Consider the following 13320-nt stretch of genomic DNA (forward strand, 5'->3'; position numbering starts at 1 on the left):
GCGATCGGGCCGGCCGACCAGCCGACGCCGCGCGAGCCGTCGGCCATCGTGTTGCACGAAAGCATGCGCGGCTGGCGGTCCTTCGCCGTGGCGTCGAGCAGGTCCTTGAGCTTGCGGGTCCCGGCCGCGTCGCAGGCCGGCCATTCCCGCGCGCAGGCGGTGGCGGAGTTGTAGCGGTAGTTGACCCGCCCCGACGTCGCCTGCGCGATCAGCACGCAGGTGTTGGGGCCGCCCACGGCCTTCGAAATCGCCGCGTCGAGGTCGTCGCGGTTCACGCCGGGTGGGGCCGTCGGCGAACAGGCGGCCAGCGCCACGGCCGCCAGCGCGACTGCGGCGAACGCGGCCTCAGGCGGCCGCCTTGATCTCGTTGGCGTCGTCGAGCAGAACCACGGTCGGGGCATAGTTTCGCGCTTCCTCGGCAGGCAGCATCCCATAGGTCACGACGATGACCTTGTCGCCCTTCTGCACCAGCCGGGCGGCCGCGCCATTGACCCCGATCACACGCGAGCCGCGCGGCGCTTCGATGGCGTAGGTGGTGAAGCGGGCGCCGTTGGTGATGTTGAGCACGTCCACCTGCTCGTGCGGCAGGATGCCCGAGGCGTCCAGCAGGTCGCGGTCGATGGCGATGGAGCCTTCGTAGTCCAGGTCGGCCTGGGTGACCGTGGCGCGATGCAGCTTGGCCTTCATCAGGGTGAGCAGCATGGGGTCCTCCGCTGAAGCGACGGGCATATACGCACGCGCGCCGGCGCCTTCAATGCGGCATCGCAACAAGCGTCACGCACGGGGAGGAACGCCTTGCACGGTAAGGGATCGCGCGCGCTCAGGCCGCGTGGTGGCGCAGGAAGGCGGTCATCTCCTCCAGCACCGGCGCGCGGCCGCGCAGGGGCCTGGAGAGCGCCAGCACCATGCGGATGTGGTCGATGCCCGCGTAGTGCTTCTCCTCGACCGCGACGCCGGCCTCGCGCAGCTTCCTGGCCAGGGCCACGGTGTTCTTCGGCCAGACCATGTCGTCGGCGTCGCCGGTGGCCAGGAACGCGGGCGGCGACGCGGGCGTCACATAGGCCAGCGGCTGGGTGGAGGGCAGGTCGGCGGCGTCCCCGAAGATGCGGTGGGTGATGTCGCCGGTGAGCGGCAGGAAATCGTAGGGGCCCGAGAGGCCGGCGATGGCCCGGACGGCCGCGGGATCGACGCCGGCGGCCCGCAGGTAGCGGCCGTCCAGCCCCAGCATCACGGCATTGTAGGCGCCCGCCGAGTGGCCCGCGAGCACGATCCGCCGCGGGTCGCCGCCGTAGCGCGCCGCGGACTCCACGGCCCAGCGTACCGCCTCGGCGCCGTCCTGCAGGAAGCCCGGGTACTTCACCTCGGGATAGAGCCGGTAGTCGGCGATCACGGTGACGAAGCCGCGCGACGCCAGCGCGCGGCCGACCCAGTTGTAGTCCTGCCGCCGGCCCGAATCCCACGAACCGCCGTAGAAGAAGACCGCCACCGGCGCCTCGTCCCGCCGGTCCCCCGGCAAGGACCGCGAGGGCGCATAGACGTCGAGCCGCTGCCGGGGCCCCGCGCCATAGGCCACGCCGCGCGCCACATGGCTTGCGGGGTCCTTCGGCGAGAGCGTCGCGAACATCGAGAGCGGCGAGCAGGCCGCCGCGGCCAGCCCGGACAGGGCGGCGAACGCGGAACGCTTGGTCACGGGCGGCGGCATCGGCTCCCCAGGTACGGACGCGACACGGCGGACGCAACTCCGCGCGACGTCCGTCGAGGGTTTCTACGCGCCGCGGCCCGGGCGGGACGCAACGCGGCTTTCCCCGCGGGAACGCTTGACGGACGCCGTCGCGCCCGGCGCTATGGGTGAACGACGATAAGGGAGGACGGCCGTGGACGGAGCGCAGGCGCCTGCGGGATTCAAGAGCGAGATTCTGGACCAGGTGGGGCCGGCCCTGAAGGGGCTGGTCGACCAGGGCGCGCTGTCGGGCATGGTCACCCTGGTGTGGAAGGGCGGCCAGGAGGTGCAGTTCAACGCCATCGGCCACCGCGACATCGAAGGCGGCCTGCCGATGGAGCGCGACACCATCTTCCGCATCGCCTCGATGACCAAGCCGGTGACGACGCTGGCGGCGCTGATGCTGGTCGAGGAAGGCAAGCTCAGGCTCGACGACCCGATCACGAGGTGGCTGCCCGAGTTCAAGGACATGCAGGTCCTGAGCGACGCCGCGGGCCCGCTGGACGCCACCGTCCCCGCCCGGCGCGACATCACGGTCGAGGACCTGATGACCCATCGTTCGGGCCTGGCCTACGGCTTCAGCTCGCGCGGCCCCATCGCCCACGCGCACGAGGCCAAGCTGGGCTCGCTGCTGGCCAACACCTATTCGCCGGACGAGTGGCTCCAGCGGCTCTCGGAGCTGCCGCTCAGCTACCAGCCGGGCGAGCGCTTCCATTACAGCCACGCGACCGAGGTGCTGGGCTTCCTGGTGGCGCGCGTCGAGGGCAAGACGCTCGGCGAGGTCCTGCAGGCCCGCATCTTCGGCCCGCTGGGCATGAACGACACCGGCTTCTGGCCGCCGCCCGAGAAGCGCGGCCGCATGGCGAAGCTCTACCAGGCGCCGCCGGAAGCCGGGCCGCTGAAGGACGTCTCCTGGCCCTACCCGGACACGCCGACCACCTTCGAGGGCGGCGGCGGCAGCCTCTACTCCACGCTCGACGACTATCTGACGTTCGCCCGCCTGATGCTGGGCCGCGGCGAGGTGGACGGCGTGCGGCTGGTGAAGCCGCAGACCATCGACCTGATGACCACCAACCGGCTCACCGAGGCGCAGCGGACGATCGACTTCCTGGGGATGCCGTTCTGGCTCAGCCAGGGCTTCGGCCTCGGCACGTCGATGATCATGGACGCCCAGAAGCACGAGTGGATGGGCGCGGGCGCGGCGGGCAGCTTCGGCTGGCCGGGCGCCTTCGGCACCTGGTGGCAGGCCGACCCCGCGAACGACATGATCCTGATCTACCTGATCCAGGACTCCATGCCGCTCGGACCCGAGGCCGTCACCGCCATGCAGGGCCAGCGGCCCTCGGGCCGGGTCGGCGGCCCGATGTTCCAGAAGATCGTCTACGGCGCGCTGGGCTAAAGCCCGGCGTCAGCCGCGGTTGCGGGGCGCCACGCAGATCGCCTGGCCCTTCACCGTGTCACCCAGCAGGCTGCCGTCGCGGATGGCTTCGCGGCGCGCGATGTTCAGCGCCCGACTCTCGGCCGGCGGCTTCTGCCCCTTGGCGCAGACCGCGACCTCGACCCGCTGGCCGCCGTTCGGGCAGGTGCAGATGTACTCGCGCGGGTCGAGCCGGCTGCCGGGGACGTTGCAGGAGGCCGCGATGAGCTGGCCGCCGACGTCGATGCACTGGATCGTCCTGGTGGGCGGGTTCTCGTCGATCGGCTGGGCGTAGGCGGCGCCGGCGCAGAGCGCGACGAGAGCGCCGAGGGTGTGAAGTCGCATGGGCGGGCTCCTCTGCCGCGACGATACGCTCTTTCCGGCCGGACGGCTGCCCCGGCGATTCACCATCTCCGGGAGCCCTCGGTTAACCCGCATTGCGCCAACCTGGCCGCATGGACCCGATCGCCACAGCCCGATACGGCCTGATGGCGGCGTCACGCCGCTTCGAGGCCTCCGCCGTCCAGATCGCCAACATGCGCGGCGACGAGACCGTCGACGTCGCCCACGAGGTCGTCGAGATGGTGCAGGCCAAGACCGCCTTCTCGGCGAACGTCTCGGTGATCCGCTTCGCCCAGGACATGTGGGACTCGCTGCTCCAGCTCCAGACGAAGTAGGCCCGAGCCTTCGCGCCTGCGGAGGCTCCGTCATCCGGAAGCGCGGAAGATTGAATTGGAGGGCGCCACTTCGCGGCCCCGGGAAAGCGGGCACGAAAAAGGGGAGCCGAGAGGCTCCCCTTTCCGCATCCGGTATTGTTCGGACCTACTTCTCGGTCGAGTCCGCGCCGTCGCGGGGCGCGCCGGTGCCCGACGAGCCCATGAAGATCTTGCGGCCGTCCGGGAAGGTCACGTCGCGGCCGTTGGCCTTGCAGGCCGGGCGGCAGAGCTTGTCCTTCGACTGGTAGCCGCGGACGATGATCTCGGTCCCGGCCTTCAGCGAGTTGCGGTCGATCCCGGCGCGCAGCAGCGTGTTGGGCGTGCCGCCCTCCACCATCCAGTCGGTGGTGGTGCCGTCCTTGTTGACATTGGCCACGTGGACCCAGGCGTGCGGATTGATCCATTCGACCCGGGTGACCTTGCCGCGCAGCAGCACGGGGGCCTTGCCGTCGAACTCGGCGGCGAAGGCGTGGTGCGCCCAGGCCGCGCCGCCGGCGGCGGCCACGCTGAGGGCGCCCGCGATGGCCCCCGCCACGATCAGCTTCTTCTTGTCCATCTTCGCCTCCAAACGCCGGATGGTCGTCTAATCCAAAGGCCGATCCGGCCTATTTCAGCGGCTCTTTGCGCAGGTCACCGTACATCAGTTCCTCGACGAACTCGACGCACTTGAACTGGTTCAGCCGCGCGTCGTCCCCCTGCCGCTTGTAGAGGTTGAAGCTCATCTTCCACGGCTTGGTGAAGGTGTTGGGGTCGGTGACGGTCGCCTCGTAGCGGACCACGCCCGGCCCGGTCGGCGTCCAGCGCTCGACCACCGTCATCTGGTCGGAATGGTGGTTGCCGGCGCGGTCGAACCAGGTCCTGTCGTTCATGCCGGTGACGGTGATCACGAGCGTGTCGCCGTCCCACTTGGCCACCGACTGGCCCATCCAGCTATCCACCGGCGACGGGCCGGGGTCGGTGAAGAGGATGTTGCGCACCGCGCCCGCGTACTCGTACGCGATGATCATCGACTTCTCGGACTGGAAGATCTGGAACGGCAGGTGCATGTAGTTCGCCCGCGGCACGCCCGGCAGGTAGCACTTCACTTCCGGATCGCGGTTCAGGTAGTCGGCGCGGTTCTCGTCGCGCGTCTTCCTGGCGTCGGCCGTGTAGGGGATCTCGCCGCCTTCCACGATGCCGAGGCCCGCGGGCACCGAGCCCACCGCGCCCAGCGCCACCACCGCCTTCGCGGGCACCGGCACGAACGGACCCGGCCGGAGTTGCAGCGCCGCGCGCGCCGCGTGGGGTTCGATGTCCCAGCCGGCGGTGTTCATCACCTGCCAGACGCCGTTCAGGTCAGGATGCTTGCCGTCGGGACCGCGCGGAGCCTTGTAGGCTGCGGCGGTGGGCTTCTTTGCCTGCGCCTGGGCGGCCACGGGCGCCGCCGCGACGAGGCCGACCACGGCCAGGGCTGCAACGAACCTGATCATCTTCCGCTTCCCCCATTGCCCGCCGTTCGCCCCGGCGAGTTGTTGTCACGCCAACCTAAACAAGGTTCGCACGCCGCGCCACCGCCCCGCTCCGGGAGCCGCGGCGTTTTGAGAAACCGATGGGCTGGGTTAAGCCGCCCCTCATGACGCTGCGCCCGCTCTTCGTCACGCCGGTCTACGAAGCCAGCCTTACAACAGACCGTAGCTTCGAAAATTTCAACGCCGAGATTTTGCAGGCCTGCAAGGCGCTGGCCGCCGAGGACGCGGCCGGCCGCGCCTGGTGCCGCGAGCACGCATACGGCGGATACACCTCATACGGCTCACTCGGCGACCTACCGCAGCGCATGAGCGTGTTCGCCGATCTGAAGCGCAGGCTGGACCGTCATGCGGCGCGCTTCGCCGATTCGCTGCATCTCGACCTGGCCGGCGGCAAGCTGCGGCTCGACAGCCTGTGGGTGAACATCCTGAAGCCGGGCGCCGGCCACTCGGGCCACATCCACCCGCACAGCGTGATCTCGGGCACGGTCTACGTCGACACACCCAAGGGCGCCTCGGCGCTCAAGCTGGAGGATCCGCGCCTGCCGCTGATGATGGCCGCGCCGATGCGGCGCGCCGACGCCCCCGAGGACGCCCAGGCCTTCGTCTACCTGCAGCCCGCGCCCGGCACGATCTACATGTGGGAGAGCTGGCTCCGCCACGAGGTCCCGCCCAACCAGGCAAAGACCCCACGGGTCTCCGTCAGTTTCAACTACGGCTGGCGGTAGGGCGCTCGTCGACATCGGCTCAGTCTGGGCGCCCGGGCTTCCTGCGACCATGACCGACGGGGCCAAAGTCATGCCCCGCCGTTGCAGCAGCCCACTCAGCGTTGCTCGCGCGCATGGCGCGGCCGTGTGACCCGAACAGCGGTTGCGGTGACCTGGTCGCGGATCGATCCGCCGACCGGACGGCCGCGTTCCGGATTGTCATTGAGCGACGCGATCGCCGCCGCCAGCGCGTCAGCGGCAGCGTCCGCAGCGCGCGGGCTCTTCGGGGCAAGCCAGCCGACCAGCCTCTCGAGGTCTCGAAACGCCGCCTCGGCGACGTAGACCGGCCTCACCCAGCCTTCTTCACGTGTCGGTGGAGCTCGGTACGAAAGTAGGACACGGCATCGTCAGCCGTCCGCCAGCCGCCGGATCGGTCGCTCGCCGCCGCGATCTCCTCGTCTTCTCTCCAGTCGAGCGCGAGGTCTTCCGCGATGAGATCTCGCAGGTAGTCGTTGACCGAACGTCCGGAGGCGTCGGCAACGGCTCGCAAGCGCCGTTCAGTGTCCGCGCCCAGTTTCACCCGGATTTCACCGTCAGCCATCCGAAGATGATCGGAGCGCAGGCCTGACGCGTCAACGCCTACCGATCCGCGATCGCCGCAGGCTTTGCGAACTTCGTCCCGAAGAAGTCGCCCTTGTTCCAGAGGGGGCGCCGGTCGACGTCGGCGAGTTCGCGGGCGATCTCGTAGTTCAGCCGCGCGAACTTGGCGCCCGCCACGTAGTCGATGGGCTGGTTCAGGTCGTCGCAGGGGCGGTGGTAGCAGCCACTGAGGAACCCGCGGAACTTCGCTTCGCCGCCGTTCTGGAAGCCGGTCATCAGGAACACCGCCGGCACGCCGGCCTCGACGAAGCGGTAGTGGTCGGAGCGGGTGAAGTTGCCCTCCTCCGGCAGGGGGTCGGGCGAGACCGTCACGCCCATCCGCGCCGCCGCCCGCTGGACCGCCGGTCCGACGCCCGAGCGGTCCGAGCCGAACGCCACCACGTCGGTGAAGTCGTAGAGCAGGATCGGCATGTCGAGGTCGACGTTGGCGACCAGCGTGGCCGGCCCCGTCGTCGGGTTGCGGGCGAAGTACTCGGCGCCGAGAAGGCCCTTCTCCTCGCCGGTGACGGCCAGGAACAGGATCGAGCGGCGCGGCCGCCTGCCCGAATCCACGAACGCGCGGGCCACCTCCAGGGTCGTGGCGACGCCGGCGGCGTTGTCGAGCGCGCCGTTGTTGATGCCGTCGCCGTCGACCGGCGGCGTGACGCCGATGTGGTCCAGGTGCGCCGAAAGCACGACGACCTCATCCTTCAGCCTGGGGTCCGAGCCCTCGATCATTCCCGCGACGTTGGCGCTCTCGATGGTGCGGGTCTCGGCGTGCAGCGTCACGTCAAGGCGGGCAGGCAGCGCGAAACGCGGCGGGTCGCCCTTGGGCTTCTCGGCGGCGGCGACGACCTCGGCCCAGGGCCTCCTGGCCCCCGCGAACAGCTTCTGCGCGCCCGCCACGCTGAGCGCGCCGAGCGCCGGCGCCCCCGGCGCCGCGTCGAAGGGCTTCCCGTCGACCTGGCGCCAGGTCATCGACCACGCCTGCCAGGTGCGCCGGCCCTGGGCGAACGGACGCCGCCGCTCGTCGCTCGGCAGGTTGACGCCGATGACGCCGATCGCGCCGCGGGCCGCGGCTGCCGCGCGTTTGGTCCGGGCGTTGGCGTAGTAGGCCCGCTCCTCGGTCTGGAAGGCGGCCGGCGCGCCTGACAGGACGACGACGATCTTCCCCCTCACGTCCAGGCCACGGTAGTCGTCGCGGCCCCGCTCAGGCGCCACGACGCCGAAGCCCACGAACACCAGCGGCGCGGAAAGCGCGATGTCCCTCGTCGCCGACAGCCGCCCGGTCAGCACGTCCTCGCCGAACACCAGCGGCGTCTCGGCGCCGGAGGCGCCGCGCAGCACGTAGCGCCCCTCGTCCTTCGGCCGCACCGCGATCAGCGGCACGGGCTGGAACCAGCCGCCGTTCGCGCCCGCGGGCTTCAGGCCGAGCTGGGCGAACTGGCTGGCCACGTAGTTCGCCGCGACGTCGAAGCCCGGCGAACCCGCCTCGCGCCCCTGCAGCAGGTCCGACGCCAGGAAGCCGATGTGGGCCTTCATGTTCCCGGCCGAGCGGGTGGTCTCGTCGGGAGTCTGCTGCGCCGCGACCGGCCACGCGAGGCCCAGCGCCAGCACCGGCGCGGCCAGGACTTTCAGCACACTCATCGAGACTCCCCGGGCTTTGCCCACATCTAGCGCATCGGCGCCGCGCCGCGCCACCGGATGGCCCGCCAGGCGGACGGACTCCCGCGCCGCGCCGATCCGGGACTCGCCCGCGCGGCGAACGGTATTGACGCCACGATCAAAGGGCGCCCAGCCTTCGGTCATGTCGCGCCCACCTGCAGTTGTGGACGCAACCTTCGAAACCGGGATCTGGGGAGACTCCCAATGCTCAAGTTCAAACTGAAGACGGTTCTGCTCGCCGGTTCCGTGGCGGCGGCGATGGCCGCCTCGACGCCGGCCAGCGCGCTCGAGATCGTGCTGCATGACATCGGCGGCGTGACCGGCAGCGCGGCCGAGAAAGGCTTCGCCATCGCGGCCAAGTACTGGGAATCAGTGCTCACCAACACCGCGACGCTGCACATCAACGTCGGCTACAGCGACCTCGGCCCGAACGTGCTGGGCTCGACCGGGTCGAGCCTGCTGACCTACGTGCCGATCGCCGACTACTACGACGCCCTGGCCTTCACCGGCACCAGCGCCCTCGACGCGCAGGCCGTGGCCAACCTGTCTCCGCTCAACGGCAACGGCAGCGTCAACGTCCTGGTCCCCGGGTATCAGGATCCCGGCACGCAGGGCGGCGCCGACGGCACGCAGCCGCTGCGGACGGCGCCCGAGGACGCCATCAGCCAGACGATCGCCCTCACCTCGGCCAACGCGAAGGCGTTCGGCGTCGACTTCGGCCCGGGCTTCGTCGACGCCGAGATCCAGTTCTCGAACCAGTTCAACTTCGACTTCAACCCGCAGAACGGGATCAGCGCCGGCTACTACGACTTCATCGGCGTCGCGATCCACGAGATCGGCCACGCCCTGGGCTTCGTCAGCGGCGCGGACGACTTCGACTTCATCGACGCCATCGACTACGACGGCCCGGTGGACGACGCCTGGTGGGGCTATGGGCTGGACATGTTCCGCTACACCTCGGCCGGCCAGCTCAACTGGGCCCACGACCAGCCGGCCTACTTCTCCATCGACGGCGGGGCGACCGCGCTGATGGACGGCTATTTCTCGACCGGCGCGTTCAACGGCGACGGCAACCAGGCCTCGCACTGGAAGGAGCCGAACCAGGCTTCGCCCTGCACGAACTTCCGCGGCATCATGAACCCGTACATCTGCGGCGGCACGGGCGACGCGGTCAGCGGGCTCGACCTGGCGGCGATGGACGCCATCGGCTGGAACCTCAACGTCGACGTCCTGGCCGCGCCCTACGAGCGCACCACCGCCGACATCTACCTGGCCAGCGTGCCCGAACCCTCGACCTGGGCGGTCACGATCCTGGGCTTCGGCCTGCTGGGGGCCGCCATGCGCCGCCGGCGGACCGCCCTGGCCTGATCGGCCGCAGCGACGAAACAGAAACGCCGCCGGGGCGACGACCCGGCGGCGTTTTCGTGAGACCTGATCGCGACCGCTAGCTGTCGAGGAAGCTGCGGAGCTTCCGCGACCGGCTCGGGTGCTTCAGCTTGCGCAGCGCCTTGGCCTCGATCTGGCGGATCCGCTCGCGGGTCACGCTGAACTGCTGGCCCACCTCTTCCAGGGTGTGGTCGGTGTTCATGCCGATGCCGAAGCGCATGCGCAGGACGCGCTCCTCGCGCGGCGTCAGCGACGCCAGCACGCGGGTGGTGGTCTCGCGCAGGTTCGACTGGATGGCCGCGTCGATGGGCAGGACCGCGTTCTTGTCCTCGATGAAGTCGCCCAGGTGGCTGTCTTCCTCGTCGCCGATCGGGGTTTCGAGGCTGATCGGCTCCTTGGCGATCTTCAGGACCTTGCGCACCTTCTCCAGCGGCATGGCCAGCTTTTCGGCCAGCTCCTCCGGGGTCGGCTCGCGGCCGATCTCGTGCAGCATCTGACGGCTGGTGCGGACGATCTTGTTGATCGTCTCGATCATGTGGACGGGAATGCGGATGGTCCGCGCCTGGTCGGCGATCGAGCGGGTGATCGCCTGGCGAATCCACCACGTCGCGTAGGTGGAGAACTTGTAGCCCCGGCGGTACTCGAACTTGTCCACCGCCTTCATCAGGCCGATGTTGCCCTCCTGGATCAGGTCCAGGAACTGCAGGCCGCGGTTCGTGTACTTCTTGGCGATGGAGATCACGAGGCGCAAGTTGGCCTCGACCATTTCCTTCTTCGCCTGGCGGGCCTCGCGCTCGCCCTTCTGCACCGTCTGGACGATGCGGCGGTAGTCGTCGATCGGCACGCCGGTCTCGGTGGCGAGCGCGGCGATCTCGGAGCGGATGTCGCCGATCTGGCCGCCGTCGTTCTCGGAGAACTTGGTCCAGCGCACGCCCAGCGCCTTGACCTGGCCGGCCCAGTCGGGGCGCATCTCCTGGCCGAAGTAGGCCTTCAGGAACTCGGTGCGGCTGATGCCGTAGCTGTCGGCCAGGCGCAGCAGGCGGCCTTCGAGCACCATCAGGCGCTTGTTGATCGCGTAGAGCTGCTCGACCAGGGCCTCGATGCGGTTGTTGTTCAGCTTCAGGGTCTTGAGGTGCTGGACGATGACCCCCGTGGCGGCGCCGTAGGCTGCACGGTCCTTGTCCGAGAGGTCCTCGCCCTTCAGCTTCTGGGCGACCAGCTTCTCCTGCAGCAGGCGGAAGGCCTCGAACTCGGCCGCGATGGCGTCGAGGGTGGCCATCACGCCGTCGCGCAGCTCGGCTTCCATCGCGCTGATGGTGGGGCCCGCGCCGTCGTCGAAGTCGTCGTCGCTCTCGCCTTCGCCCTCGGGCTTCTCCTCGCCCTCGGCCTCTTCGCTTTCCTCGGTCTCCGCGGCCTCGGCCGCCGCCGGGATCTCCCCGGCCGCGGCGTTCTGGCCGCCGTAGGTCTGCTCGAGGTCGATCACCTCGCGCAGCAGGATGCGGCCGCCCTCCAGCTCCTCGCGCCACACCATGATGGCCTCGAAGGTCAGCGCGCTCTCGCAGAGGCCGCGGATCATCGTGTCGCGGCCGGCCTCGATGCGCTTGGCGATGGCGATCTCGCCCTCGCGGCTCAGGAGCTCCACAGAGCCCATCTCGCGCAGGTACATGCGCACCGGGTCGTCGGTGCGGTCGTAGGCGGGCTCCTTCGTGGTCTCGACGACGGCGCTCTCTTCGCGGACCACGACTTCGCCGCCCTCGGCGTCGTCCTCGGACTCGACGACGTTGACGCCCATCTCGCTCAGCATCGCGAGGGTGTCCTCGATCTGCTCCGAGGTGACTTCCTCGCTGGGCAGGACCTTGTTCAGCTCGTCCATCGTGACGTAGCCGCGGGTCTTCGCCTGCTTGATGAACTTCTTGACCGCCGCATCCGTCAGGTCGAGCAGCGGGCCGTCGCCGGCTGTGGTCTCGGGGGCTTCGGTTTCGGCCGTGTTTGCGCTCATCTGAATCTCCGAAATCGGCTGCCGCCCCTCTTCAGAGGCGGGCCGAAAATGGTGGCCGGCGGCCCGGGATCGAGTGGTCGCGTCAATACGACCCACGGCCCGCCGAAATCGTTCCCGTGTCTGTTCTTGCGCGCCGGTGGATACGCAGCTCCGCTCGCGTCGGACGCCAAATGCAAGAATGCGGCCGCCGGGCACGATCCGGCAGCCTTTGCAGGCGTCGTCGGCCTGGCAGGGCGCGACCACCGGGATTTCCGCACAGCGAGGGAGACATCTTCATCCGCGAAGGGGGCGCGCCCGTCGAACGCAGCGGCCCAATGATGTCTGTCGTTTGCGCGCTAAACCCGCATCGGGGCAGATGGCGCGGGAGAGGGCCTCTGTCAACCCGCTGTCACACGCGAAACGTGAAGCGGCGATTGCATTTTCGCTGCGGCCACGCTGACATCCCGCGGTCACATGTCGCAGCGCCCGCCGCCCAACGCCCCCCGTCCGGCCACCGTCGACGCCGCCCTGGAAGCCGCGGGCGAGGCGCTGCGGCGTGGCCGGCTGGCCGAGGCGGAGCGCCTCGCCGGGGGCGTCCTGAAGGCCCGGCGCGCCGACGCCCGCGCCGCCCGCCTGCTGGGGCAGGCCCTGCTGCTGCAGGGCAAGGCCGACGCCGCCGCCGACGCGCTGAGACCGCTGGCGCGCCGCAGCGCCGATCCGGCGCTCGAGACCCTGCTCGCCCGCGCGCTGGCCGACGGCGGCCACGCCGACGCGGCGCTGGAGCAGCTTCGGCAGGCGACGACGCGGCGGCCGCCCTACCCGCTGGCGTTCCTCGAACTCGGCGACGCGCTCGGCAGGGCGGGGCGGTTCGGCGAGGCGGCCGAGGTGTTCGAGGCGGGCCTCGCGCTCGCGCCCGAGGCGCTGGTGCTCGAGGTCGGCCTGGGGTTCCTGCGCCTGCAGACGGACGACCGCGCGGCCGCGCGGCGCCATTTCGCCGAGGTGCGCGCCGCCGCCCCGGAACGATTCGACGCCATGATCGGCCTGGCCCGGACCGCCGCCCTCGACGGCGCCTTCGCCGAGGCCGCCGAACTCTACCGCCTGGTCCTCGCCCGCCAGCCCGGCGACGTCCAGAGCCGCATCGGCCTGGGCCGGTGCCTGCTGGAACTCGGCGACCGCGCCGCGGGCGAAGCGGCGCTGCGCGAGGCCGCACGCCTCGCCCCGGACGCCGCAGGGGCCGCCCTCAACGCCCTGGCGGCCGTCCCACGCGGCCGCGCCTTCCTGCGCCCCAGCGACGCCGAACGGTTCCTGGGGCGGCGCTGAGGTCCGCCCCTGCGTGGGGTTGAGTTTGCTGAACCTAAACCCGGAACCGCTTGCGGTAGACGCCCCGCTCGCGCCGGATGTCGCCGATCAGCGCCTGGGCGGCCGACGCCTGCGCTGCGTCCATCACGCCGACGTCGGCGCGCCAGCGCTCGCGGCGCACCGGGAAACACTGGGCGACCGGCGTGCCCCTCGGCAGCACGCCGCGGAAGTCCGGGTCGCGCCAGTGGGCCGGGAAGTTGATCCAGGCGTCGGCGTAGCGGTCGCAGT

Annotated in this window: 16 protein-coding genes; 5 read left to right on the forward strand and 11 right to left on the reverse strand. The window is 70.4% G+C overall.

Annotation, left to right across the window (positions count from 1 at the left end; all coding sequences use genetic code 11):
- The 3 genes from JNL41_RS22315 to JNL41_RS22325 form a co-directional block, all read right to left on the reverse strand.
- Positions 1 to 401: hypothetical protein (locus JNL41_RS22315; protein WP_293478488.1), on the reverse strand; the 401-nt coding region annotated here is incomplete at its 3' end.
- A complete protein-coding gene (gene panD, locus JNL41_RS22320) occupies positions 346 to 702 on the reverse strand; it encodes an aspartate 1-decarboxylase (RefSeq protein WP_293473548.1) in 357 nt (118 codons plus the stop codon). The genes JNL41_RS22315 and panD, both read right to left, overlap by 56 nt.
- A 118-nt stretch (positions 703 to 820) precedes the next feature.
- Complete coding sequence (locus tag JNL41_RS22325; protein WP_293478489.1) at positions 821 to 1690, reverse strand: alpha/beta hydrolase; 870 nt, start codon at positions 1688 to 1690, stop codon at positions 821 to 823.
- 184 nt (positions 1691 to 1874) lie between these two features.
- On the opposite strand from JNL41_RS22325, the gene JNL41_RS22330 reads away from it, so the two are divergent.
- Positions 1875 to 3119: a serine hydrolase domain-containing protein gene (locus JNL41_RS22330; protein ID WP_293478490.1), complete on the forward strand. Its 1245-nt coding sequence runs from the start codon at positions 1875 to 1877 to the stop codon at positions 3117 to 3119.
- A gap of 9 nt (positions 3120 to 3128) precedes the next feature.
- Here JNL41_RS22330 and JNL41_RS22335 read toward each other — a convergent pair whose 3' ends face one another.
- Positions 3129 to 3482, reverse strand: coding sequence for a hypothetical protein (locus JNL41_RS22335; RefSeq protein ID WP_293478491.1), 354 nt, complete (start codon positions 3480 to 3482; stop codon positions 3129 to 3131).
- Positions 3483 to 3592: 110 nt separating this feature from the next.
- Here JNL41_RS22335 and JNL41_RS22340 point away from each other — a divergent pair, with 110 nt between their 5' ends.
- Entirely contained in the window at positions 3593 to 3814 is a 222-nt protein-coding gene (locus tag JNL41_RS22340) for a flagellar basal body rod C-terminal domain-containing protein (protein ID WP_293478492.1), read from the forward strand.
- A 145-nt stretch (positions 3815 to 3959) separates the two neighbouring features.
- Here JNL41_RS22340 and JNL41_RS22345 read toward each other — a convergent pair whose 3' ends face one another.
- The gene (locus JNL41_RS22345; RefSeq protein WP_293478493.1) at positions 3960 to 4409 is read right to left on the reverse strand and encodes a DUF6152 family protein; all 450 of its coding nucleotides are present in this window, start codon (positions 4407 to 4409) and stop codon (positions 3960 to 3962) included.
- A 49-nt stretch (positions 4410 to 4458) separates the two neighbouring features.
- Positions 4459 to 5322 (reverse strand): hypothetical protein, encoded by an 864-nt coding sequence (locus tag JNL41_RS22350; RefSeq protein WP_293478494.1) that lies wholly within the window; start codon positions 5320 to 5322, stop codon positions 4459 to 4461.
- Positions 5323 to 5465: 143 nt separating this feature from the next.
- On the opposite strand from JNL41_RS22350, the gene JNL41_RS22355 reads away from it, so the two are divergent.
- Entirely contained in the window at positions 5466 to 6086 is a 621-nt protein-coding gene (locus JNL41_RS22355) for a TIGR02466 family protein (protein ID WP_293478502.1), read from the forward strand.
- A gap of 95 nt (positions 6087 to 6181) precedes the next feature.
- Here the strand turns inward: JNL41_RS22355 and JNL41_RS22360 are convergent, their stop codons facing one another.
- Genes JNL41_RS22360 through JNL41_RS22370 form a run of 3 tightly spaced genes read right to left on the reverse strand, consistent with a single transcriptional unit; the run spans position 6182 to position 8351 of the window.
- Positions 6182 to 6418 carry a type II toxin-antitoxin system RelE/ParE family toxin gene (locus JNL41_RS22360; RefSeq protein ID WP_293478495.1) on the reverse strand — a complete coding sequence of 79 codons (237 nt, stop codon included), beginning with the start codon at positions 6416 to 6418 and terminating at the stop codon, positions 6182 to 6184.
- Positions 6415 to 6666 carry a hypothetical protein gene (locus tag JNL41_RS22365; protein WP_293478496.1) on the reverse strand — a complete coding sequence of 84 codons (252 nt, stop codon included), beginning with the start codon at positions 6664 to 6666 and terminating at the stop codon, positions 6415 to 6417. The genes JNL41_RS22360 and JNL41_RS22365 overlap by 4 nt, the downstream gene beginning before the upstream one ends.
- A 38-nt stretch (positions 6667 to 6704) precedes the next feature.
- Positions 6705 to 8351 (reverse strand): M20/M25/M40 family metallo-hydrolase, encoded by a 1647-nt coding sequence (locus tag JNL41_RS22370; protein ID WP_293478497.1) that lies wholly within the window; start codon positions 8349 to 8351, stop codon positions 6705 to 6707.
- Between the two features lie 222 nt (positions 8352 to 8573).
- Between JNL41_RS22370 and JNL41_RS22375 the strand changes: the two genes are divergently transcribed.
- Positions 8574 to 9737, forward strand: coding sequence for an NF038122 family metalloprotease (locus tag JNL41_RS22375; protein ID WP_293478498.1), 1164 nt, complete (start codon positions 8574 to 8576; stop codon positions 9735 to 9737).
- Positions 9738 to 9813: 76 nt separating this feature from the next.
- Here the strand turns inward: JNL41_RS22375 and rpoD are convergent, their stop codons facing one another.
- Entirely contained in the window at positions 9814 to 11754 is a 1941-nt protein-coding gene (gene rpoD / locus JNL41_RS22380; protein WP_293478499.1) for an RNA polymerase sigma factor RpoD, read from the reverse strand.
- A 453-nt stretch (positions 11755 to 12207) separates the two neighbouring features.
- Here rpoD and JNL41_RS22385 point away from each other — a divergent pair, with 453 nt between their 5' ends.
- Positions 12208 to 13053, forward strand: a complete 846-nt coding sequence (locus JNL41_RS22385) for a tetratricopeptide repeat protein (protein WP_293478500.1) — start codon at positions 12208 to 12210, stop codon at positions 13051 to 13053.
- A gap of 34 nt (positions 13054 to 13087) precedes the next feature.
- On the opposite strand, the gene JNL41_RS22390 is transcribed toward JNL41_RS22385, so the two are convergent.
- On the reverse strand, positions 13088 to 13320 hold a 233-nt coding region (locus JNL41_RS22390), incomplete at its 5' end, for a hypothetical protein (protein WP_293478501.1).

The organism is Phenylobacterium sp. (assembly GCF_016793285.1).
Taxonomy (GTDB): domain Bacteria; phylum Pseudomonadota; class Alphaproteobacteria; order Caulobacterales; family Caulobacteraceae; genus Phenylobacterium.